22 protein-coding genes and 1 tRNA gene are annotated in these 22777 nt (G+C 72.1%); 9 read left to right on the forward strand and 14 right to left on the reverse strand.

Annotation, left to right across the window (positions count from 1 at the left end; translation table 11 throughout):
• Window positions 1-38 precede the first annotated feature (38 nt).
• The 7 genes from AB0M08_RS17090 to AB0M08_RS17120 all read right to left on the reverse strand — a co-directional run bounded on the left by AB0M08_RS17090 (window position 39) and on the right by AB0M08_RS17120 (window position 8105).
• Window positions 39-1514, reverse strand: coding sequence for an FAD-dependent monooxygenase (locus AB0M08_RS17090; protein ID WP_364493574.1), 1476 nt, complete (start codon window positions 1512-1514; stop codon window positions 39-41).
• Window positions 1515-1528: 14 nt separating this feature from the next.
• Window positions 1529-2881 carry a dipeptidase gene (locus tag AB0M08_RS17095; protein ID WP_364493576.1) on the reverse strand — a complete coding sequence of 451 codons (1353 nt, stop codon included), beginning with the start codon at window positions 2879-2881 and terminating at the stop codon, window positions 1529-1531.
• Window positions 2882-2894: 13 nt separating this feature from the next.
• Window positions 2895-3959, reverse strand: coding sequence for a M48 family metallopeptidase (locus AB0M08_RS17100; protein ID WP_364493578.1), 1065 nt, complete (start codon window positions 3957-3959; stop codon window positions 2895-2897).
• 180 nt (window positions 3960-4139) lie between these two features.
• Window positions 4140-5666 (reverse strand): cobyric acid synthase, encoded by a 1527-nt coding sequence (locus AB0M08_RS17105; RefSeq protein ID WP_364493580.1) that lies wholly within the window; start codon window positions 5664-5666, stop codon window positions 4140-4142.
• A complete protein-coding gene (locus AB0M08_RS17110; protein WP_364493582.1) occupies window positions 5663-6658 on the reverse strand; it encodes a cobalamin biosynthesis protein in 996 nt (331 codons plus the stop codon). Before AB0M08_RS17110 ends, AB0M08_RS17105 begins: the two co-directional genes overlap by 4 nt.
• A gap of 13 nt (window positions 6659-6671) precedes the next feature.
• Complete coding sequence (locus AB0M08_RS17115; RefSeq protein ID WP_364493584.1) at window positions 6672-7133, reverse strand: hypothetical protein; 462 nt, start codon at window positions 7131-7133, stop codon at window positions 6672-6674.
• A gap of 309 nt (window positions 7134-7442) precedes the next feature.
• The gene (locus tag AB0M08_RS17120) at window positions 7443-8105 is read right to left on the reverse strand and encodes a single-stranded DNA-binding protein (protein WP_364493586.1); all 663 of its coding nucleotides are present in this window, start codon (window positions 8103-8105) and stop codon (window positions 7443-7445) included.
• Window positions 8106-8289: 184 nt separating this feature from the next.
• On the opposite strand from AB0M08_RS17120, the gene AB0M08_RS17125 reads away from it, so the two are divergent.
• Together AB0M08_RS17125 and AB0M08_RS17130 are read left to right on the forward strand one after the other, a co-directional pair.
• Complete coding sequence (locus AB0M08_RS17125; protein WP_364493588.1) at window positions 8290-9369, forward strand: alpha/beta hydrolase; 1080 nt, start codon at window positions 8290-8292, stop codon at window positions 9367-9369.
• A 14-nt stretch (window positions 9370-9383) separates the two neighbouring features.
• Window positions 9384-9459: transfer RNA gene (locus AB0M08_RS17130), tRNA-Arg, on the forward strand.
• 691 nt (window positions 9460-10150) lie between these two features.
• Here the strand turns inward: AB0M08_RS17130 and AB0M08_RS17135 are convergent.
• The 5 genes from AB0M08_RS17135 to AB0M08_RS17155 form a co-directional block, all read right to left on the reverse strand.
• The gene (locus AB0M08_RS17135) at window positions 10151-11206 is read right to left on the reverse strand and encodes a hypothetical protein (RefSeq protein ID WP_364493590.1); all 1056 of its coding nucleotides are present in this window, start codon (window positions 11204-11206) and stop codon (window positions 10151-10153) included.
• Between the two features lie 95 nt (window positions 11207-11301).
• Window positions 11302-12522 carry an ABC transporter permease gene (locus tag AB0M08_RS17140; protein WP_364493592.1) on the reverse strand — a complete coding sequence of 407 codons (1221 nt, stop codon included), beginning with the start codon at window positions 12520-12522 and terminating at the stop codon, window positions 11302-11304.
• Window positions 12523-13173, reverse strand: coding sequence for an ABC transporter ATP-binding protein (locus tag AB0M08_RS17145; protein ID WP_364493735.1), 651 nt, complete (start codon window positions 13171-13173; stop codon window positions 12523-12525).
• A 5-nt stretch (window positions 13174-13178) separates the two neighbouring features.
• Window positions 13179-14237 carry a peptidoglycan-binding protein gene (locus tag AB0M08_RS17150; RefSeq protein WP_364493594.1) on the reverse strand — a complete coding sequence of 353 codons (1059 nt, stop codon included), beginning with the start codon at window positions 14235-14237 and terminating at the stop codon, window positions 13179-13181.
• Complete coding sequence (locus tag AB0M08_RS17155) at window positions 14234-14803, reverse strand: hypothetical protein (RefSeq protein ID WP_364493596.1); 570 nt, start codon at window positions 14801-14803, stop codon at window positions 14234-14236. The genes AB0M08_RS17150 and AB0M08_RS17155 overlap by 4 nt, the downstream gene beginning before the upstream one ends.
• Before the next feature lie 124 nt (window positions 14804-14927).
• Between AB0M08_RS17155 and AB0M08_RS17160 the strand changes: the two genes are divergently transcribed.
• From AB0M08_RS17160 to serA, 4 genes are all read left to right on the forward strand, one after another.
• Window positions 14928-15584, forward strand: coding sequence for a response regulator transcription factor (locus AB0M08_RS17160; protein ID WP_364493598.1), 657 nt, complete (start codon window positions 14928-14930; stop codon window positions 15582-15584).
• Window positions 15581-16714: an ATP-binding protein gene (locus AB0M08_RS17165; protein WP_364493600.1), complete on the forward strand. Its 1134-nt coding sequence runs from the start codon at window positions 15581-15583 to the stop codon at window positions 16712-16714. Before AB0M08_RS17160 ends, AB0M08_RS17165 begins: the two co-directional genes overlap by 4 nt.
• Window positions 16715-16830: 116 nt before the next feature.
• Window positions 16831-17766, forward strand: a complete 936-nt coding sequence (locus AB0M08_RS17170) for a phosphotransferase (protein ID WP_364493602.1) — start codon at window positions 16831-16833, stop codon at window positions 17764-17766.
• A gap of 172 nt (window positions 17767-17938) precedes the next feature.
• Window positions 17939-19168, forward strand: a complete 1230-nt coding sequence (gene serA / locus AB0M08_RS17175) for a phosphoglycerate dehydrogenase (protein WP_364493738.1) — start codon at window positions 17939-17941, stop codon at window positions 19166-19168.
• 51 nt (window positions 19169-19219) lie between these two features.
• Here serA and AB0M08_RS17180 read toward each other — a convergent pair whose 3' ends face one another.
• Window positions 19220-20374 (reverse strand): hypothetical protein, encoded by a 1155-nt coding sequence (locus AB0M08_RS17180; protein ID WP_364493604.1) that lies wholly within the window; start codon window positions 20372-20374, stop codon window positions 19220-19222.
• Between AB0M08_RS17180 and AB0M08_RS17185 the strand changes: the two genes are divergently transcribed.
• Window positions 20361-20537: a hypothetical protein gene (locus AB0M08_RS17185; RefSeq protein ID WP_364493606.1), complete on the forward strand. Its 177-nt coding sequence runs from the start codon at window positions 20361-20363 to the stop codon at window positions 20535-20537. The genes AB0M08_RS17180 and AB0M08_RS17185 overlap by 14 nt on opposite strands.
• A 188-nt stretch (window positions 20538-20725) precedes the next feature.
• On the opposite strand, the gene AB0M08_RS17190 is transcribed toward AB0M08_RS17185, so the two are convergent.
• Window positions 20726-21382 carry a response regulator transcription factor gene (locus AB0M08_RS17190; protein WP_364493608.1) on the reverse strand — a complete coding sequence of 219 codons (657 nt, stop codon included), beginning with the start codon at window positions 21380-21382 and terminating at the stop codon, window positions 20726-20728.
• Window positions 21383-21613: 231 nt separating this feature from the next.
• On the opposite strand from AB0M08_RS17190, the gene AB0M08_RS17195 reads away from it, so the two are divergent.
• A complete protein-coding gene (locus AB0M08_RS17195; protein WP_364493610.1) occupies window positions 21614-22105 on the forward strand; it encodes a hypothetical protein in 492 nt (163 codons plus the stop codon).
• 26 nt (window positions 22106-22131) lie between these two features.
• Complete coding sequence (locus tag AB0M08_RS17200; RefSeq protein WP_364493612.1) at window positions 22132-22725, forward strand: 50S ribosomal protein L11 methyltransferase; 594 nt, start codon at window positions 22132-22134, stop codon at window positions 22723-22725.
• Window positions 22726-22777 lie beyond the last annotated feature (52 nt).

Here is a 22777-nt window from a genome sequence, read left to right on the forward strand (position 1 = left end):
AGGCGGCCTCAGGCGGTCAGGCATGGACTCGGGCGGCCTCAGATCGTCAGGGCGCGGCGGAACCTCTCCTCGGCGACGGCGGGCGCGGCCACGGCGGCGACGAAGCCGTCCGGGCGGATCAGGTAGAAGACGCCGGGGCGGAGTCCGGTCTGCGGCGCCGCGGGGAACAGGTGCACCGGGAGGCCCAGGTCGGGAGCGGTCTCCGTGGTCACGCCGCCGTATCCGTGGATCTGCCAGCAGGCCGCCTGGAGCACGCCGAAGTTCACGCCGGTCCAGCGCAGGCGACGGCCGACGACCGGGTCGCGGCGGCCGTCCGGGGTACGCGCGTCCGGGCCGATCGGATAGTGCACCCGGGTCTGACTGACGTACTGGAACAGGCGGCCTCCACCGCGCGTACGCGGAAGGCCTCGAACGGCGAGCGGAGCGATCAGCGGAACCAGCAGACGGCGCAGCAGGCGCCGGGCGGGACGGTCGGAGGTGATCAGGCCGAAGAGGCGGTCGGTGGTGGCGACCAGGGTGCGGGCGACCGGGCGGCGCTCGGCCTCGTAACGGTCGAGCCAGCCGTCCCGGCGACGGCCCTGGAGGACGTCCGCGAGCTTGAAGGCGAGGTTGTGGGCGTCCTGGAGGCCGGTGTTCATGCCCTGGCCGCCGAGCGGCGAGTGCACGTGCCCCGCGTCGCCGGCCAACAGGAACGGGCCGTCCCGGAAGGCCGCGGCGACCCGGTGGTGCACCCGGTACGTGGCGAACCACCGGATCTCGCCGTAGGTGACCGCGTACGAGTCCCGCATCCACGCGCGGGCGTCGTCCTCCTCCAGCGACCCGTCCCCGTCCGCGTCCCGGATCAGGCCGATCAGCCGCCAGGCGCCGCCGGTCATCGGGAAGCCGAGCAGGAAGTCCGAGCGGCCGGGCCGTACGTTGATCGCGCCGTCGACCATCCCGGTCACCGCCGCCGCGTCCAGCACGAAGAACCGGTGCTCGTTGGTGACCCCCTCGAACGCGATCCGCCGCGACTTGCGGACCACCGACCCGGCGCCGTCGCAGCCGACGCAGTACCGGGCCCGGACGGTGTCGTTGCCGACCTTGGCCTCGCAGCCCTCGTCGGTCTGGGCCAGTGCGGTCACCGGGGTCTCCCAGCGCACCTCCCCGCCGAGTTTGCGCAGGTTGTCGTAGAGGATCTCCTCGTTCCGGCTCTGCTCCAGCACCTCGATGAACGGGTACGGCGTGACCCCGCGCCCGATCGCGCCGAGCGGGATCCGGCCGAACACCCGGGCGCCGAACCCGGGTGCCAGCGACTCCGCCCGGTACGCCGCGTCGAGCACCTGGTCGCCGATGCCGAGCTGGTCGTAGATCTCCAGGCTGCGCGCCTGCACCACCAGCGCGCGTGACTCCCGGGTCGGCCCGTCCTTGCCGTCCACGATCAGGACGTCCACCCCGAGCCGGGTCAGCCAGTTGGCGAGCATCAGGCCGGTCGGCCCGGCACCCACCACGAGGACGTCACACGACAGCTCGGCCATCAGCCACTCCGTTCCTACTCGGTCACGGCCTCCGCCACGTTCTTGAGCAGTAGCGCCTCGGCGACGCAGACACGCTCGAACTCGCCGAGGTGCAGGCTCTCGTTCGGCCCGTGCGCGGCGGAGTGCGGATCCTCCACACCGGTCACCAGGATCGTCGCACCGGGGAACAGTTCCTGGAAGGTGGCGATGAAGGGGATCGATCCCCCGACGCCCATGTCGACCGGTTCCACGCCGTCCCAGGCGCTGCGGAAGGCGGCCCGGGCGGCCTCGAAGCCGGGGCCGGTCGCGTCGATCACGCAGGGGTCGCCGTCGCTCTCCAGGGTCACCTCGACCTGCGCACCCCAGGGCGCGTGCTTCTCCAGGTGGCTCTTCACCGCCGCGTAGACCGACTTCGGGTCGTCGCCGGGCGCGACCCGGACGCCGATCTTCGCCTTGGCCGTCGCCTGCAGCGCGTTCGCCGCCTCGAGCGTGCGCGGCGCGTCGATGCCGAGCACCGAGACGGACGGCTTGGTCCAGATCCGGTCGGTGATGGTGCCGCGGCCGATCAGCTCGACCCCGTCGAGCAGCCCGGCCTCGTGCCGGAACCGGTCGGCCGGGTAGTCCACACTGGCGCCCTCGCGCCCGATCAGGCCGTCGATCGCGACCTCGCCGTCCTCGTCGTGCAGCGTGGTGAGCAGCCGGGACAGGGCCATCAGCGCGTCCGGCACGGCGCCGCCGAACATGCCGCTGTGCACGGCACTCTTCAGCACCCGGACCTCGACGAAGAGGTTGACCAGGCCGCGCAGCGAGGTGGTCAGCGCGGGCCGGCCGATGTCCCAGTTGCCGGAATCCGCAATGACGATCACATCGGACCTCAGATCCTCCAGGTTCGCCTGGATGATCGCGTCCAGTGAGTCGGAGCCGTACTCCTCCTCGCCCTCGACGAAGACCACCACGCCGACCGGGAGCTGGTCGCCGAACGCCCGCAGCGCGGCCACGTGCGCCATCACGCCGGCCTTGTCGTCGGCGGCGCCCCGCGCGTACAGCCGCCCGTCCCGCTCGACCGGCTCGAACGGGTCGCTCGCCCAGAGCGCCGGGTCACCGGCCGGCTGCACGTCGTGATGCGCGTAGAGCAGCACGGTGGGCGCGCCGGGCGGCGCCGGCTTACGGCCGATCACCGCGGGCTGCCCGCCGTGGCGCTCGATCCGGGTCTCCAGCCCGCACCCGCGCAGCAGCTCCGCGACGGCCTCGGCGGACCGCTCGACGTGCGAGTGGTCGAAGCCCTCGAAGGCGACGCCGGGAATCCGCACCAGCCTCTCCAGGTCGGCACGGACACCGGGCATCTCACGCCGGATCGCGGCGGTCAGATCGGATTCACTCAAGCTCATCCGCCGATCGTAGTTACTCCGGGTCGTCGTCGCGGCGGCCACGGCGGGCCGCGTCGTTCGCCCAGTTCATCGCGCGGCCCGCGGCGGAGCCGGCCAGGTCGGCCGCGCCGTCGCCCAACTTGCGCAGCAGCCCGACCAGCGGGTCCTGCGAGGTCGCGAAGTCCTCCCGGTACGCGTTCGCCGCCGCCTTCACGTCCTCGGTCACCGAGGCGTCCCCGTCCGAGTCGCGGCGGGGGTAGTCCCCCTCCAGGACCCGGGCATACGCCCCCGAGTCGACCCATTTCCGCAGCTCGGCGGCGCGCGCGACCGGGACCGGGTGGGTGCTCCACGCGGTCAGGCCGATCTTGTGGAGGCTGTCCCGGAGGTCGCCGCCGCCCTCGTACTCCGCGGCCTGTTCCAGGAACGCGGCGGTGTCGATCTGCGACAGGTCGCCGCCGCCGGCCAGCTTCATCAGCAGTCGCAGCGAGGCGGCCGGGTCCTGCCCGGCGAGCAGCCCGGCGCGGTCGGCGGAGAGCTCGGCCTTGCGCCACCACTCCAGCATCGCCGCGATGATCGCGCGCAGTGCCATCACGCCGACCGGCAGCCAGCTGACCGCCGCGGCCCAGCCGGTGAGGATCATCAGGATCGTCTTGTAGACCGCGTGCCCGCTGCGCACATGCCCCAGCTCGTGCCCGAGCATGGCGCGCAACTCGTCGTCGTCGAGCTTCTCCACCGCGGCGGTGGTGATCACGATGAACGGCCGGTCCAGCCCGATCGCCTGACCGTTGATGATCGGCGACTGGTTCACGTAGAGCTCGGGCAGCTCCTCGACGTCGAGCGTCTGGGCCGCCTCGGTGTAGCGCTGATAGACGCGCGGGTACTGCCGGTGGTCGACCCGGATCGCGCCGGCCAGGAACTGCAGGCGGAAGCCCCGCTCGTTCCACATCCCGAAGAACGCCTTCACCACGTCGTCGAAGCCGCGCAGCTCGCGCAGGGCGGAGAGCGCGCCGCGGTCGGCCGGGTGCTCCCAGGCCCGCGAGCTGATCCCGGTCAGCGTGACCCTGCGGCGAACCGGCTTGCCGGATTCCTCGGTAGTCATCGATCAACCCCGTCCTTCGCGATCCGGGTGCCGCGCCTTCTCCCCGGCGGCGCGTCCCGCTTGCGGCTTTTCGTGCGGTACGCCCGGTGACGCGCCGCCGAGGCCAAACGTACGCCCGCGGCGCAACGCTGTCGTCGGGGTTGGCCCCCTGATTTCCGCCGGGTCATCCCCCAGTCGGGATCAGGGTGCACCCGGGGGTACGAAGGGAAGACCCCCGGGAGCGCCCTTCTCGATCAGCCGCCACAGCGCGTCCGTGTCCAGGTGCTCCGCCACGAGATCGCCGAGCACGTCGAGCGCCCGCTCCCGGACCGCCGCGAACCGGGTGTCCGCCGCCACCGTGAACCCGTGCCGCCCCGCCTGCGCCGCCGCCGCGGTCAGGAACCGCCGCCGGAACTCGTCCGACTCGAACGCGCCGTGCCAGTGCGTACCGTAGACGTTTCCGCAGGCCGCACCCTCTGGCCGGCCGTCGGCGTAGCGCAGCAGCGGCTCCGGGTCACCGGACGAGACGAAGCCGTGGTGGATCTCGTAACCGCGTACCTCGGCGCCCAGACCGGACCCGGACGGCCGGGCCAGCGTCTTGCGCGGCGCGAAGGTGATCCCGACCGGCAGCAGCCCCAGCCCCGGGGTGGCGCCGCGGCCGCTCTCCACCTCGTCGTGGATGCTCCCGGCCAGCATCTGGAACCCGCCGCAGATGCCGAGCAGCGGCTTCCCCGCGGCCGCGTGCGCCGCGACGGCGCCGGCCAGCCCGGTCTCGCGCAGCCAGGCCAGGTCGCTCACGGTCGCCTTGGAACCGGGGATGACGACCAGGTCGGCGTCGGCCAGATCACCCGGCTCGACCGTCAGGAGCACGCGGACACCCGGCTCCGCCGCGAGCGCCTCGGCATCGGTCGCGTTGGAGATCCGGGGCAACCGGACCACCGCCACCCGCAGCCACTCCCGCCCGCGCGGCGGTCCCGGCCGGCCCAGGGTGGTCCCGTACGCCAGCGAGTCCTCGGCGTCCAGCCAGACGTCCCGGTGAAACGGCAGCACCCCGTGCACCGGCCGCCCGGTCACCGCCGTGATCATGTCGAGCCCGGGGGCGAGCAGTCCGGGGTCGCCCCGGAACTTGTTGACCAAGAAGCCGGCGACCAGGGCCTGATCCTCGGGCGAGAGCAGGGCGAGCGTGCCGAAGAACGCCGCGAAGACGCCGCCCCGGTCGATGTCGCCGACCACCAGCGTGGGCAGCCCGAACCGGCGGGCCAGCCCCATGTTGACGAAGTCGCCGGCGCGCAGGTTGATCTCGGCGGGGCTGCCGGCACCCTCGCAGATCACCGCGTCGTACTCCGCGCGGAGTTCGGTCAGGGCGGCGTACGCGACCTCGGAGAGCCTGGGCCGCAGCAACCGGTAGTTTCCCGCCGTGACGGTGTCGACCGCCTCGCCGAGGAGGACCACCTGGCTGGAACGGTCGCTCCCCGGTTTGAGCAGCACCGGGTTGAACCGCAGGTCGGGCGCGATCCCGCAGGCCGCGGCCTGCATCGCCTGCGCGCGGCCGATCTCCCCGCCCCGCCCGTCGGCGCCGACCACGACCGCCGAGTTGTTCGACATGTTCTGCGCCTTGAACGGGGCGACGCGCACCCCCGTGCGGTGCAGCCAGCGGCAGATCCCGGCGGTGAGGACGCTCTTCCCGGCGTCCGACGTGGTCCCGGCGACCAGCAGTCCCCCGGTCACGACGCACTCCGGCGGCGCGCCGCGGCGCCCAGCGCACCCCGCGCCAGCGCGCCGCCCACGGCCAGTACCAGCGCCGCCGCGCCGACCGCGCCGGACAGCCGCGCCGCCCGTCGCAGGTGCGCCGCGGACGGCTTCGGCCCGTCGCCGAGGAACGGCCTGGTCTCGCTGCGTCCGAAATAGACGTTGCGCCCGCCGAGGCGTACGCCCAGGGCTCCCGCCATCGCCGCCTCGCACTGCCCCGCGTTCGGCGACGGGTGATCGTCGCGGTCGCGGCGCCACACCCGCGCGGTCTCGGCGGGCCGGCCACCCGCGAGCGGCGAGACCGCGATCGTCAGCAGGCCGGTGAGCCGGGAGGGCACCAGGTTCAGCACGTCGTCCAGCCGCGCCGACGCCTTCCCGAACAGCTCGTACCGGGGCGAACGATGCCCCACCATGGCGTCCAGCGTGTTCGCCGCCCGGTAGCCGAGCAGCCCCGCCGGACCCGCCACCGCGCCCCAGAACAGCGGCGCCACCACGGCGTCGGAGGTATTCTCCGCGACCGACTCCACCGTCGCCCGGGCCAGCTCCGGTTCGTCCAGTGCGGACGGATCCCGCCCGCAGAGATGCCCGAGCCGTCCGCGCGCCGCCGCCAGATCGCCGGCCTCCAGGTGCCGCGCCATCACCCGCGACTCACGCCGCAGCGTCCGCCCGCCGAGCACGGTCCAGGTCGCCGCGGCGGTCAGCGCGATCCTCGCGGCGGGCCACCGCCGGGTGGCGCGCGTCGCCGCCAGCGCGGACAGTGCGGGTACGCCCACCGCGACCCCCGTGAACAGGAGGCCGGCGGCACGACCGGGCCGGTACAGCCGGCGCTCCAGTGCTCCGGCGGCCGTGCCGTACCCGGCCACCGGGTGGAACCGCCGGGGATCCCCGAACGCGGCGTCGAGCAGGTAGCCCGTGATCAGGCCGGCCGCGTCCGCGGTCCACCGTCGTGACACTGGTGAGCTCTCTATCATGCGGCCGCCGGGATCAACGGCCGAACGGGGTCAGGTCGAAGGCCCAGACCGCCATCGCGGCGGGCTCTGCCTCCGAGTACGGGATGGGTTCCAGTGCACCCCATTGGATCGAGCCGGGTGCGCGATCCTCCAAAAACTCCACCACGATCGCCCGCAGGTCCTCGGTCACCTGGTACGGCGCGGAGAGCGAGAGGTCGCTGGGTTTCCGGGAGCCGGCCGAACATCGGAGCTGCCCGGCCTCGGCGTCGTGCCAGACGTAGAAGGTCGCGGTGCCCCGGTGGCCGGACGTGGCCACCTGGTCCCGCAACACGACCGCGGTCTCCTCGATCGCGGTCACCACCTCGTCCGCCGACATGCCCATACGCTCGTGCGGCGGAGCGCCGAACCAGCAGGTGTTGACCTGCTCGGCGTCCTGGTCCTCCGGTGAGAGCACCATCGTCTCGTTTCCGATGGCGCGGATGTCCTTCAGCAGCACCGCTTAAGTCTGCCGGGTCGAGGTGCCCCACGGCCAACCGGCCCGCTCGGCCTGGCGGCCTTTTCGGTACGGCACGATCGGCCCATCCCCATCGAGGGAACCGGATGCATCGCCGGGAACGAGCGGTGGTACCCGGGACCTCACGGCTTCGAACGCGCCTCTTCCTCCCCTCTGTGGCCGGGTTTCTCCTCGTCGGAGCGCCCCGGCACCGGTGGCCCTGCCGCGGACCCCCCTTTCGGGCCGGGCCACCGGGCGCCACTCACCCCGGATCGGACAGGGCGACGATCACCGGGTGGCGGCCGGGGAAGGTCACGCGGGCACCGGCTCCCGCTTGCCGCCGCGACGGGCGCGGCGGTCCTCGGGCACCGGCCTGGGCTCGGGCCCGGACCCGGCGGCCTGATCCAGGGCCTCCTCCACCGCCTCCTCCAGCTCGGGCATGGCCTCCATCGGATCCCGGGCCGTCACGTCGGCGAACTCGGGCTCCCTCCCCTCGGGCAGGCCGTCGCCGTAGCGCACCGGAACGTCCCGGGCGGCGAGCGGCGCGGTCTCCTCGCCGCGCACCGCGGTGTCGCTCTCCGGCTCCTCGGCCGAGGTGCTGACCGAGGACGGGCGGCCCCGGAAGAACCGGGCACGCCCGCGGGACAGGTCGTGCCCGATCGAGAACGCCTCCAGCTCGTACGAGACGCGGTTGCGCTTCTCCTCGTCCACCCAGTCACGGGTGTACAGGCGGCCGTAAATGATCACCGGATCGCCGACCTCGAGCGACGACGCCACCCCCTCGGCGAGCTTGCGCCAGGCGGTGACGCGCAGCCGGAGACTGCTGCCGTCGACCCAGCGGCCGTTCTCCCGGTCGTACCGGCGTGCTGTGGAGGCCACCCGGAAATTCGCCACCAGCTGGTTGGAACCGCTGGTCCGGCGCCACTCGGGCGCGTTCAGTACGTTGCCGACCACGGCGATGTTGGTTTCGTACAACTCTCTCGCTCTCCTCATGTCGGTTGCTGCGGACGTGAGGAAGCCTGGCCCGATCCGCCGCGAGCCGCCGCCGGCCCGGTGGACAACCCGGCGCTGTGGACAACCACCTCCGACCGGGATCGATCTGCTAAGACCCGAGTTCGATCTCTATGGCGGAACGGGTACCGATGGGTAACCTGACCGGGTGGAGACCGACGTCCTGGGCTGGCCGTACGAGCGGCACACCATCGAGCTGGGCACCGACGACGAGGGCCCGGTGGTCGCCACCCTGGTCCGCCGGCGCGCCGAGCAGCCGTCCCGCCGGGCGGTGCTGCACGTCCACGGCTTCGTGGACTACTTCTTCCAGACCCACATGGCGGACTTCTTCGCCGAGCAGGGCTGGGACTTCTACGCGCTCGACCTGCGCAAGTACGGCCGTAGCCTGCTGCCGCACCAGACGCCGAACTTCGCCCGCAGCATGACCGACTACTACCCCGAGCTCGACGAGGCCGCCCGGATCATCCGCGAGGTGGACGGCCACGACCAGCTGCTGGTCACCGGCCACTCCACCGGCGGCCTGATCACCTCGCTCTGGGCACACGCCCGACGGGGCCGGGGCGTGGTCGACGGACTGTTCCTGAACAGCCCCTTCTTCGACTTCAACATGCCGTGGGTGATGCGCCGTCCGCTGCTCACCATGGTCCTGGCGGCCAGCAGCCGGTCGCCGTACGCGACGATGCCCGCCTCCTCGCTGGGCCTGTACGGCCAGAGCCTGCACCGCGACCACCGGGGCGAATGGGACTACGACCTGGACTGGAAGCCCATCCTCGGCTTCCCGGTCCGGATGGGATGGCTGCAGGCCATCCGGCACGGCCAGCGCCGGCTACAGGCCGGCCTGCAGATCAACGTCCCGGTGCTGGTCGCCTGCTCGGACCGCACCTTCCGCGGCCGCGAATGGCACGACGACGTCCACGTGACCGATTCCGTCCTGGACGTCGAGCACATCGTCCGCTGGTCCCCCGGCCTCGGCCCCCAGGTGACCATCACCCGCTTCCCCGGCGCCAAGCACGACCTCACCCTCTCCGGCAAGGAGGTCCGCACCGAGGTCTTCCGCGAGCTGGGCCGATGGACCGCCGCATTCCTGCCACCACCCGGAACACCCGAGGTCGCGGTGCCTCCGGCCCCCGAGGACGAGCCCACCCGCGCCACGATCCTCGCGGCCGCCGAGGCCGTCGTCGAGAAGGCCGCCGACGAGGCGGACGACAAGTCCGGCACGACCGCCTAGTATGTGCCTGGCCAGCGCTCGTAGCTCAGCGGATAGAGCAACAGACTTCTAATCTGAAGGTCGCAGGTTCGAATCCTGCCGGGCGCGCCATGACGTCCTGTCCTTCCCCTGGAGAGGACAGCGACGCGCTGATGTGTCCGCCCTCGACGGGCGGCGGCTCACCGCGGATCTCGCTTGGTTCGACCTGCCGCCGGAACCACCCGGGCCGGCGGCCGACTTGCGGCTCCGGGAGCAGACGCGGAAGCGCCCAGCAACCCCTCGCGGATGTCTCCTCCCACCACCGGCCCCGGTTTCCGGAAGGGCGGATCGACGCGACGGCCGGATCCCGGTGCCGTGCGAATTCCAGATATACGATCCAGACCTGTGCCACCGTGATTCCTCCGCTCCTGGAGGACGTTCGGCGCCCGGGCCGAGTCAGGGCGAGGCGGGCCGACATCGCCTACCGCACGAGCTATCCGGCACTTCCAGCGACAGCGGCGGCGCCGGGTCGGCCGTTTCGGCGCGACGCCCCTGGCGCCCATCGGATCGCGGCTCTCCGTCTGGCGTCCCGCGGATGTCCTGCTCGTGGTGGAGGTCTCCGGCGAGACCGTCATCCCCGTCGAGTCCCTGCTTCCGCAGGACTGAGCCCGGAGCGGCGTTCCGCCGCGGAGGAAAACCGGCACAGCCCGGCATGAGCTGTACGGGATTTCCTCCGTGCGGGAGACCGAGGCCGAAGGCCGGGCCTACAGCGGTGGCCTGCCCGCCCTTTTCCGAGATCGGGCAGGCCACCTGCTCAAGGGGTCTAGCGGACCCGGATGCGCACCGCGTCGATGGCGGGCGTCTGGTTGGCGCGTTCCATCATCGGCGTACGGTGCGAGCCGTCACCGGCCCACGAGGCGCACTGGGCGATGCCACGCTGCGGCAGGCCCGGGACCTGGATGGTGACCGTGTCCGGGGTGGCGCCGCCCTTGCTGTCCTCGGTCGCCACGAAGAACGCGGGCACCGGGTCCGGCGCGGGAGCCTCCTTCGTGCTGGAGAGCATCCGGCACGCGGTGTGGAAGTGGCCGCGGACCAGGCCGTTCTGCAGGACGCTGGACTCCACGTAGTAGCCGCCCTGGCCGGCCGCGAGGAAGCGGTCGCGGATCAGGTTGCGGGTGCTGATCTTCAGGGTGAAGGGCTGGTTGGCCCGGACCTGGTTCGGCGCCGAGGTGATCAGCAGCGACGGGTTGTTGGCCGCCGCGCCGACCTCACCGAACTCGGTGGAGACGCAGCGGTTGCCCTCCTGGAAGCCGGTGTGCGGCGCCAGGTTGCTGTCGTCGCAGCTGTTGGCCAGGATGCCGAGGTTGGCGCCGGGCACGGCCGCGGCCGCGGTGGTCGTGGCGACCGGCGCGGCGGTGTTGTCGTTACCGCCGTTGTCGCCGTTGTCGTTGCCGTTGTTGTTGTCACCGGAGGACGCGTCGTTGAGCGTGCAGGCCGACAGGCCCTCCGCGTTCAGGTCCGGCTTGGCCGCGTTGCGCGAGATGGCCGTCTCGATGCGGTTGATCGTCGCGAAGCGCTTGTCCTTCAGCGGACCGAGGATCGCGTTCTGGATGAAGTTCGCGCCGCCCTGGCCCTGGGTGCTGACGATCCGCGCGTTGGCCTCGTCGATCTGGGTCTGGAGCAGCTTCAGGTTGCTGGCGACCTCGGCCTGAGCCTGGGACGGGATCGCAACGTTGATCTTGACTTCGGGACAGTTGACGGTGGGCGTCGACGTGGCAGCCGAAGCGACGCCGAGGCCGACGCCCACCAGGGTGACGACTACTCCCGCGACCGCCGCGATCTGCCAGCGACGGGGCTTGTTGACCCGGGACCTGTACATTGACCTGCGCCTTCCCCAATGGCGAGACATGATGCTTCGACCATCGATACGGGAACGCTCCCAGGGCGGATCAAAAACCTGTGGGGAAATTTTTCTCAGGCGGCAGCGAGCGCCTCCGTCGGCGACAACCGCGCTGCCCGTACGGCCGGGTAGAGGCCGGCGATCGCGCCCACCACCAGCGTCGCGAGCAGGCCGCCGCCGATCGCCCAGGCCGGCACCACCGTGGGCCAGTTCTGCGTGGTCGCGTACGAGCCGGTGACCACGAAGCCGCCCAGCACCCCGCCGATCCCGCCGACGAGTGACAGCAGCAGCGACTCGGCCACGAACTGGGTGCGGATCTGGCCCCGGGTCGCGCCCAGCGAGCGCCGCAACCCGATCTCGGCCCGCCGCTCCAGCACCGAGATGACCATCGTGTTGGCCACCCCGATGCCGCCGACCAGCAGCGCCACCGCGCCCAGACCGAGCAGCAGCGAGTTGAAGGCCGCGGTGGCGGCCCGCTTCGGGGCGAGCGCGTCGGACGGCTTGGAGACCTCGACCTCGTCCGGGCCGGCCGGGTTCGCGGTCGCCGCGAGCACCGCCCGGACCGCCTCGACCCGGGACTCCGTCGATCGCGTGTAGACGGTCGTGGCGTGCCCGTCGAAGCCGAGATAGCTCTTCGCCGCGTCCCAGCCGATCAGCACCGCGGTGTCCAGCTCCGGCGCGAGCGGCACCGGGTTCAGCACGCCGACCACCGTGTACCAGCGCCCGCCGATGTAGACCGAGGGCACCGCGCCGAGACGCTGGGCGGCCGTCGCGCCGAGCACCACCGCCGGGTACCTCTCGGTGGCCTTGTTCAGCCAGGTCCCGCTCGCCATCGAGCCACCCACCGTGCTCAGCAGGTCGAGCTGGGCGGCCTGCAGCGCGAGCCCGCCGGACTCGCCCTTGGGGATCCGGTCGGTCCGGTACACCGCGGTGTCGGTCACCGTACCGACCGCGGTCGCCGCGTAGACCGGGCCGATCCGCTTGATCATCGAGAGCGCCTCGTCGGGCAGCGTCGCCGCCTCACCGAACATGGTGTTGCCCGGCGAGACGGTGAGCAGGTTGGTGCCGAGCGCGGCGAGGTAGCGGTCCAGGTTGGCCTGGCTGGAGGTGGAGATGCCGACCACCGCGACCATCGCGGCGATGCCGATCGCGATGCCGAGAGCCGAGAGCACCGCGCGCAGCGGGCGGGTCCGCAAGCCCATACCGCCGAGCCGGAGCAGGTCCATCAGCCCGAGCCGGGCCGGGACGAGCCGGACCGGGTTGCCGCGCGGCGGTGAGGCGGTGACGACGACCATCTAGACCACCTGCCCGTCGCGCATCGGCACCTGGCGCGGCAGCGCGTCGGCGATCTCGTGATCGTGGGTGATCACCAGGACCGTGGTGCCGGCCGCGTTCAGCTCGCGCAGCAGATCCATCACGCCGGCGCCGGAGGCCGAGTCGAGGTTGCCGGTGGGCTCGTCGGCGAGCAGCACGGCCGGGTCCCCCGCGACCGCCCGGGCCACCGCGACCCGCTGCCGTTCGCCACCGGAGAGCTGGTGCGGCCGGTGACCCAGCCGGTCACCGAGACCGACCCTGATCAGCGCGGCCTCGGCACGCCTCTCCCGCTCCTTCTTGGGTACGCCCGAGTAGAGCAGTCCATCGGCCACGTTGGCGACCGCGCTCCGCCCCGGCGCCAGGTGGAACTGCTGGAAGACGAAGCCGATCCGGCCGGCCCGCAGCGCGGAGAGCTGCCGGTCGGAGAGGGCGGCGACGTCGTACCCGTCGATCCGGACGTCGCCCGAGGTGGGCCGGTCCAGCGTGCCGATCATGTGCAGCATGGTCGACTTGCCGGAGCCGGAGGGCCCGACGATCGCGATGAGCTCGCCCTGCTCCACGTCCAGGTCCACCTCGCGCAGCGCGGTCACCCCGCCCGGGTAGGTCTTGGTGACCCGGCTGAGTTCGATCACGGGGCTCATTCCGGGACACCGACCTTCATGCCCTCGGCCACGCCGCCGCCGGAGACCTCGACCCGGCCGTCGGCGAAGAGCCCGGTCTCGACCGCGATGGTCCGCGTCGAGGTCCCGTCCACGACCTGCAGGCCGTACCCGCCCTCGGCGAGCGCGAGCAGCGCGTTGACCGGCACGGTGAGGACGTCCTTGCGCTGCGAGGCGACGAACTCGACGCTGACCGCGGCCTCGTCCAGGCCCTGCGGCGCCTTGCTGAAGGCGATCGTCACGTCGATCTTGGTGGTGTCGTCCCCGTCCGGGCTGTCCGACTCCTCGACCACGGTCTCGATCTCGGTGATCTTTCCCTTCACCGTGGAGCCGTCCGGCAGCGTGACGTCGACCGAGGTGCCCTTCTTGGCCAGCCGCTGGTCGTCGACGTCGAGCTCGACCGTGGCCACCCGGCCCATCCCGCTGGTGGTGAGGATCGCGGTGCCGGGCTGCGCGGTGCTGCCCAGCTCGGCGGAGAGCGAGGTGACCCGGACCGCGCCGGAGCCGTAGACGACCCGGCCCAGCTCGACCGTGCCGGTCTCGTCCAGGCCCCTGTCCTCCTGCCACTCCTCGACCGCGTCGGCCGTGGCGCCGGTGTACTCGTCGTCGACGGTGAAGCCGCGGTAGCCGAGCGCCCAGAGGTTCTTCTCGAACTGTTTGACGTCGGCCCCCTCCACGCCGGGGGCGAGAGCGCGATACGCCGGCAGTGACCCGTACAGGAGAAGCACGGGTCTGTTATCGATCTTGAAAAGGGCCTGTCCCCGCTTGACCGTGGAGCCGGCCGCGGCCAGCCCGGTGACCGTGCCGCTCAGCCTGGTGCCGATCGAGGAGGTGTCGGCGTAGGCGAGCGAACCGTCGTGGCTCTCCTGGTCGATCAGTGTCTCCTTGGTCACGTCCGCGGTCGCGGCCGGCAGGGTGCTGCTCGCCTGCGCCGCGCCGTTCTCGTTCCCGCCCAGGCCGGTGGCGAAGACGTAGCCGCCCGCGCCGACCGCGATCACCGCCGCGGCGATGCCGGCCGTGGTCCACCTCCGGCTCATGAGCCACCCCCCTGCACCCCGCTGTCGCCGGCCGTCTGCTTCTTGGAGCCCTCCGGCATGTACTTCTTGCAGGCCTCCTCGGCTGCCTTGAACGCCGCGCTGTCCGGCTTGACGCTCAGCTTGTCGGCGTCGAGCATCATCGATCCATCGGCGGACGGGTCCGGGAAGTCCGGCACCCCGTTCTCCCGCATGCACTTGGCCATCTGCCGGATCTTCTCCAGGTCGGCGGCGGGCGGCCCGGAGCCCTTGTCCCGGGTCGGCGCCCACTCCCGGCACGCCTCCTCGGCCTTCTGCAGGTCGGCCCTCTCGACGGTGTCCGGTACGTTGACCGTCTGCGGCTGACCGGGCGCGGGCGGGTCCGGGAACCAGGTCATCCCGTTCTCCCGCATGCACTTGGCGTACTTCAGCGGCGCGTCCGGATCCTCGCTGGCGCTCGCGGACGGATTCGCCGTCGTGCCGCCGCTCTGCGCGGTCGCCACACTCGGCTCGCCGTCGTCGTTCTTCGCGCAACCGGTCAGTCCGACGGCGAGCACGAGGCCCGCTACCAGGATCATCCTGGTCCTCATCGTCGTCTCCTTCGCCGGCGGCCGGACGGCCGCCACGCACCGAAGTAGAGCGACGGCGGCGTATCCCCGGCGTCACGGAAAACGGTGACGCCGAGTTGACACCGGACAGGGCCACTATGGAGTCATGCGGATCCTGGTGGTGGAGGACGAGCCGCTGCTCGCCGACGCGGTGGCGCAGGGCCTACGACAGGAGGCCCATGCGGTGGACGTCGTCTACGACGGCGGATCCGCCCTGGAACGGATCGACGTGAACGACTACGACGTGGTCGTGCTGGACCGGGACGTCCCGGTGGTGCACGGTGACAAGGTGTGCCGGACGCTGGCCGAGCGCAAGGCCGACATCCGGGTGCTGATGCTGACCGCGGCGGCCGGCATCGACGACCGGGTCACCGGGCTCTCCCTCGGCGCCGACGACTACCTGCCGAAGCCGTTCGCCTTCCGAGAGCTCTCCGCCCGGGTGGCGGCGCTGGGGCGGCGCGCCCGCCCGGCCGCTCCCCCGGTGCTGCGCCGGGCCGGGATCAGCCTGGACCCGTACCGGCGCGAGGTGCACCGCGACGGCCGGTACGTCCCGCTCTCCCGCAAGGAGTTCGCCGTGCTCGCCGAGCTGCTGCGCGCCGACGGCACCGCGGTCTCCGCCGAGACCCTGCTGGAGAAGGCGTGGGACGAGAACGCGGACCCGTTCACCCACGCCGTACGGATGACCATCCTCAAGCTCCGCCGCAAGCTCGGCGATCCGGCGGTGGTGCTGACCGAGCCGGGAGTGGGGTACCGGATCCGATGAAGCTGACCGTGCGGGGCCGCCTCACCGCCGTCTACGGCGGGCTCTTCGTGCTGGCCGGGCTGGTCCTGCTCGGCGCGCTCTACGTCCTGGTCGGCCAGGACGAGCCGGGGAGTGGTGCCCTGATCTCCGGCGAGGCGCAGCAGCCGGAGATCAGGGCGCAGGGCTCGGTGGGCGGCGGCGACGCCCTGATCAAGACCGTGGTGAAGAGCACCCAGGCGGACACCCTGCACACCCTGCTCACCCAGGGCGGGATCGCGCTCGTCGTGGTCAGCGCGGCGGCCATCGCCCTCGGCTGGCTGATCGCGGGGCGGATGCTGGAGCCGCTGCACCGGATCACCGCCACCGCCCGGCGCATCGCCGAGGCGCCGGCCGCCGACCGCGGGCTGCACGAGCGGATCGCCCTGGACGGGCCGAACGACGAGGTCAAGCAGCTGGCGGACACGTTCGACCTGATGCTGGCCCGGCTGGACCACTCGTTCGACGGCCAGCGCCGGTTCATCGCCAGCGCCTCGCACGAGCTGCGCACCCCGCTCACCCTGAACCGGACACTGCTCGAGGTCGCGCTCACCCCGGAGGACACCTCCCCCGAGGTACGTCAGCTCGGCACCACCCTGCTCGCCATCAACGACCGGCACGGCCGGCTGATCGACGGACTGCTCCTGCTGGCCCGCTCGGACCGGGAGGTGACCGAGCACTCGTACGTCGACCTCGCCGACATCGTCGACCACGTGGCGGTCGCGGACGCCGTGAAGGTGATCACCGAGCCCTCCGAGGCGGCGGTGCTCGGCGACCCGGTGCTGCTGGAGCGCCTCGTGCAGAACCTGGTGGAGAACGGCGTACGGCACAACGTCGCGGAGAACGGCTGGGTCCGCGTGCTCACCCGGACCCGCCTGGACGGCTGGGTGGAGCTGCAGGTCAGCAACTCCGGCCCGGTCGTGCCGCGGTACGAGGTCCCCGGCCTGTTCGAACCGTTCCACCGGTACCGCACCGAACGCCTGGTCTCCCCCGGGGCCGGGCTGGGGCTCTCCATCGTCCGCGCGGTCGCCCGGGCGCACGGCGGCGAGGCCCGCGCCGACGCCCGCGACGAGGGCGGCCTGGACGTCACGGTGCTCCTGCCGAAGGCCCCGTGAGCACCAGCAAGGAAAGCCGAAAGCCCCGTGAGCACCGGTGCGAAAGCCGAAAGCCCCAGGAGCACCGGCGGGAAATACGCTTCCGCTGACCGGTACGGCACTGCCAGGATCCGGAGATGGCAGTGAGCGGTGTGCGGATGCGGTGGTCCGAGCTCCCCGCGCCGGTCCGCGCCCGGATCGAGGAGATCATCGGGGACGGGCCGGTCGTCGCGGCGCAGTCGCAGGCCGGCGGCTTCTCCCCGGGCTCCGCCGACCGGGTGCGCACCGCGTCCGGGCGCCGTGCGTTCGTCAAGGCGGTCAGCGCGGCGGTGAACGAGAACGCCGCCCGCGCCGCCCGCCGGGAGCACCGGAACACCGCCGCGATGCCGGTGGGCGTGCCCGTCCCGCGCCTGATCGGCGGCTTCGACGACGGCGGGTGGGTCGCCCTGGTCCTCGAGGACGTGGCCGGTGCCACCCCACGTACGCCATGGCGGGAGACGGAGATCGACGCGGCCGTGACCGCCCTCCGTGAGCTGGAGTCGGCACTCACGCCGGCGCCGTTGCCCGGGCTGCCGACCGCCGGGGAGTTCGTCGCGCCGCTCTTCACCGGCTGGGACCGGATCGCCGCCGACCCGCCCGCCGGCCTCGGCCCCTGGATCACCGGCCGCCTCGCCGACCTGCGCGCCGCCGCCGCGGCGGGGCTGGCGGCGGTCGCGGCGGGCGGCGAGACGATGCTGCACGCCGACATCCGGAAAGACAATCTCCTGGTACGCCCGGACGGCCGCGTCGTGGTCGTCGACTGGCCGTGGAGCTGTGTCGGACCGGCCTGGCTCGACACCGTCCTGCTCGCCGCCGACGTGATCATCCACGGCGGCGACGTCGAACGGGTGCTGGCCGGCCTCGACCGGCGCACCGCGGTGCGGGTGATCACCGCGGTGACGGGCATGTACGAGGACGAGTGCCGCAAGCCGGCGCCGCCCGGCGTGCCCACCCTCCGCGCCGAGCAGCGGATCTGGGCCACCGCCCTGCTCGGTTGGCTGCGAAACGAGCTTCCGGGTGACGCCCGGGGATGAACCGGCCCGCGCGCCGCGTTCGTATTCCACGGCAACACGAACGAAACCTGTCGCGCGTTGACCGGTTGTTGGGACCTCACCCACACCGCACCGGCCCTCACCACCGAGGGGACTACGCTTGACCGCCTGTGATCTGGGCTTCGGCGTGGCGGCCCGGGCGGGCTACCGAAACATGAAACGGAAGATGATGATCGACCAGGCCAAGGTGCGAGTCCTGCTGTTGGAGAGCATTCACCCGGACGCGGTGATCCGGCTCGAGGAGGACGGCTTCGAGGTGGAGTCCGTGTCCACCGCGCTGGACGAGCCCGAGCTGATCGAGCGCATCTCCGGCGTCCACCTGCTCGGCATCCGCTCCAAGACGAAGGTCACCGCGAAGGTCCTGGAGACCGCGGACAGCCTGCTGGCGGTCGGTGCGTTCTGCATCGGCACCGACCAGATCGACCTGACCGCGGCCACCGCCGCCGGCGTCGCGGTCTTCAACGCGCCGTTCTCGAACACCCGGTCGGTGGTGGAGCTGGCGATCGCCGAGATCATCGCGATGACCCGCCGCCTCACCGAGAAGAACGCCCTGATGCACGAGGGCGTCTGGGACAAGTCGGCGGACGGCGCCCACGAGATCCGCGGCCGCCGCCTCGGCATCGTCGGGTACGGCAACATCGGCACCCAGCTCTCGGTCCTCGCCGAGAACCTGGGCATGTCCGTCTCGTTCTACGACACCGCGGACAAGCTGGCGCTGAGCAACGCGCACCGCTGCGCCACCATGGACGAGCTGCTGGAGACGAGCGACATCGTCACCCTGCACGTCGACGGGCGGCCCGGCAACGCCGGTTTCTTCGGCGCCGAGCAGTTCGCGAAGATGAAGCCGGGCAGCCTCTTCCTCAACCTGTCCCGCGGCATCGTGATCGACCACCTGGCGCTGCGCGACGCGCTGAAGAGCGGCCACCTGGCCGGCGCCGGCGTCGACGTCTTCCCGAGCGAGCCGAAGGGCCGCGGCGACGAGTTCCTCTCCGAGCTGCGCGGCCTGCCGAACGTGATCCTCACCCCGCACATCGGCGGCTCGACCGAGGAGGCGCAGTCGGACATCGGCGGCTTCGTCGCCACCAAGCTGGCGAAGTTCGTCGTCGACGGGAACACCACGCTCAGCGTCAACCTGCCCGGCGTGGCCCTGCCCGAGCAGCCCGGCCAGCACCGGATCATCCACGTCCACCGGAACACCCCGGGCGTGCTGGCACAGGTCAACCGGATCCTGGCCGAGCACGACGTGAACGTCGAGGGCCAGCTCCTGAGCACCCGCGGCGAGTACGGCTACCTGATCACCGACATCGGCGGCGGGTACCACGAGCAGATCGTGGACCAGCTGCGCTCGATGCCGCAGACCGTCCGCCTGCGGGTCCTCTCGTAAGGTCTCCAGGAGAAGAAGGGCGGCCGTGCGGCCGCCCTTTCTCCTCTCCTGTCAGCTGCTCTCCACCGTCAGCAGGGTGATCGGGGTGGAGGCCGTGACGTCGTACCGGCCGCCGGTGTCCCAGTCCTTCGGCGTCAGCGTGGAGCCGGGCGCCACGTCGCGCAGCGTCCGCGTCCCGGCCGTCACCGTGGTCGCCCCGCCGCCGAGCTGCACCCGGATCGGGTTGCCCTCCGGCGCGCGCAGCGTCAGGTCCTCGACCCCGCCGAGGATCTTCACGGGCACGGTCGCGGTCGCCGCCGAGAGGGCGATCTCCGCGCGGCGGGTGCCGCCGACCATCTCGATGCCCTCCACCCGGGCGTCACCCAGGTTGATCACCCGCTCCGCGGCGTATCCGGAGAACCGCAGCTTCCACCGTACGTCCAGGGAGAGCACCACCTGGATCTCGTTGTCGCCGGTGCCCTCGCCGTCCTCGGTGATCTGGAGCCGTACGCCGTCGTCGGTGAGCTCCGGGCTCGGCCGCAGGCCCGAGCCGTCCGGGGTGCTGATCCGGAACAGGTCCTCGCCGAGGTCGGCCACCGAGAGCGTGACCCGGTCGGTCGCCGCGAGCAGCTCGAACGTCGCGGCGGAGCGGTCGTTGAGCGGCGCGGTCACGGTCCGCGTGGTGCTCTCGTCGGTGCCGTCGCCCAGCTGCAGCATCTGATTGATCCGGGAGTCCGGGCCGGAGTAGAAGACCACCCCGGTCAGCGCGAGGATCACCACGCAGACCACGCCCAGCGCGACCATCCCGCCGGTGACCAGCCGGGACTGCCCGCCGTCGGGGCGCGGCATCCGGGGCTCCCGGCCGTTGCTCAGCACCGCCGGCTCCTCGCGGGGGCCACCGGCGGCGGGCGGCAGGTACTCCTCCCACGCGTGCGGCGGGGCGGGCTGTTGGACCGGCGGTGCCGGCGGGGCCACCTGGGCCGGCTGGTAGTCCGGATAGTCCTGGTAGGACGACGCGGCCGGAGAGACCGGCGTGACCTCACCGGAGGGCGACTTCCGGACGATCGGCAGGGCGCCCGAGTCCGGTTCGCTCTCGATCTCGCCGTCGCCCTCCCCACGGCCGGGCAGCGGCCGGTTACCGCTGATCGGCCCGTCGCTGAAGCCGAACGACGCCCGGCCCGGACCGGCGGGCGAGGCCGGGCCGAACTCCGGGGTGACCGGCGTCATCGATATCCGCGACGAGGAGGAGGTGACCGGCGAACCGGTCGCGCCGCCGTCGGGCGTACCCCCGAACCACGAGGCCCCGTCGCTCTCCTGGGACGCCGTCGGCCCGGAGAGTGACGATGAGGATGACGAAGTGGTCGCCGGCGACGAGGCCGGCCTACGGTAGATGCGGTCGCGGTCTCCCCGGCGCGGTTCCGGCCCCTGTGTCAGGTCCGGTTCCGATCCTGCGCCGTCGAGAACGGTTCGGTCCACGGCGGATGTCCTCTCCCCTGCAGCGCCGTCACGTGGCGCCCGCAAGGCAATACGGAAAGCATCGCTCCGCGGATGAGTCGAACCGCATGGTTGATCGCTGATTTACCGCCGGTCAGGCCGGACCAGTCCGCGGCGTGTCGCGATCGCCACCGCCTCGAGCTGGCTGTGCGCGCCGAGCTTCGCCAGGACCGCCTTCTGGTACCCCCGGCAGGTGTGCACGCTGATGCCCAGCCGGCGCGCCACCGCGCGAGCGTCCAAACCGGCCGCCATCAGCTGTAACACCTCGTCCTCGCGGGCCGTCAGCCCCCCGTTGCGGGCCACCGTCGCGGGGCTCGTGCTGCGCAGCAGACGGGCCATGATGTCGGTCGAGACGGTCATGCCGCCGCCGTGCGCGGTCCGCAGCGCGTTGAAGACCTCGGTGAGGGCGCCGTTCTTGGAGATGAAGCCGGCCGCACCGAACGCGGTCGCCCGGCTCACCAGCGCCTGATCCTCGCTCGCAGTGAGGATCACCACACGGGTGTCCGGACGGCGTACCCGGATCAGCTCGGCGATCGCGATGCCGTCACCATCGGACAGTTCCGGATCGAGCAGAATGACGTCGGGTGACAACTCGGACGCGAGGCGCAGCGCCTCCATCCCGTTCGGCGCGTGCCCGACACAGTGCAGGTCCGGTTGCCCGGCGAGCGCGTGTCCGAGCAGCTCCGCGAAGGTCTGGTGGCCGTCGACGACGAGCACACGGATCGCCCCGTCAATCCCCATGAGTCACCATCCCTCTCCGTATCGCGGCCCCGGGGGCCCCGCGCAGTCTAAGGACTACCCGACGAGGACCCCGCCCTACCAACGGGCATCGTTATGCCACGGTGCCCGAGCACCCCGGTACTCGTGACCTCCGGTTGCCAACCGAGCGGCCGCGATAACCAGTCTTTCGGCCAGCGGCACCCCCCGCATTGGGGCTTGATGGTGCCGCCGCCCGAAAGCACTGTTGAGATCATGTACGACATCCAGCTCTTCGGCCGCATCGAGGTCCGCACCCGTGGCATCAGCCTGTCGGGTGACGACTTCGGCGGCACCCGGCCGCGTCACCTGCTCGCCCTGCTGGCGCTGCACGGCGAGCAGTCGCTTGTGGAGCTGGAGGATACGCTCGGTGTTCCGGCCGCTACGGTCAAGGCCGATCTCAAGATTCTCCGGGAACACCTCGACCCCGGCACGCGGGGCCGCGACTCGGTGATCGTCGGGCATCGCGGGTCCTACCACCTGGACCCCGATCGGGTACGCGTCGACGTGGCCACCTTCGACCAGCTGATCGCCGCGGCCCAGGGGCGTACGGCCGCCCGGGCCGCCCGCCCGCTGACCGCCGCCGCCTTCCTCGCCTCGCGCCCGCTGCTCGACGGCGAGGACGCCCCGTGGATCGCCGAGCTGCGCGCCCAGTACCGTGCCAAGCTGCTGATGGCTCACCCGTCCGGCGTTAATCAGCTGATCTGACGGCTCCCGGGGCCGACAATCTCCGGGTGCTCCCTACTCGCCTGCTGCCGGTCCCGTTCGCCCCGGAGATCTCCCTCCACCTCGTCGACGCCCCGGTCGGCCTCTTCGACCTGACCGGCGGCGAGTTCCGCAGCGACGAACCGCCCCCGTTCTGGGCGTTCGTCTGGGCCGGTGGCCAGGCCCTCGCCCGCTACCTGCTCGACCACCCGGCAGAGGTGGCGGGCCGCCGGGTGCTCGACGTCGCCACCGGCTCCGGGGTCGCCGCGATCGCCGCGGCCCGCGCCGGCGCCGCCGAGGTCGCCGCCACCGACGTCGACCCGGCCGCGGTGGCCGCCGCCGGTCGCAACGCCACCGCGAACGGCGTCACCCTGCTGAACGGGATCGACGCGCCGGACGTCGTACTCGCCGGTGACGTCTTCTACAGCCCGAAGGTCGCGCCCGCGATGACCGCGATGATGCGCGCCGCCCGCCGGGAGGGCGCCACGATCCTGGTTGGCGACCCCGGTCGTGGGTACTTCCCGGAACGGCTCTTCGAGCTGATCACCGAGTACGTGGTCCCGGTTCCGCCAACACTGGAGGAGACCGAGGAGCTGCGTACCGGAGTCTGGCGGATGCGCTGACCTCAAGTGTGTTCACCACGCAACCACTTGTACGCTACATGCATCGCCCAGA

The sequence above is a fragment of the Actinoplanes sp. NPDC051851 genome (assembly GCF_040681165.1).
Classification (GTDB): domain Bacteria; phylum Actinomycetota; class Actinomycetes; order Mycobacteriales; family Micromonosporaceae; genus Actinoplanes.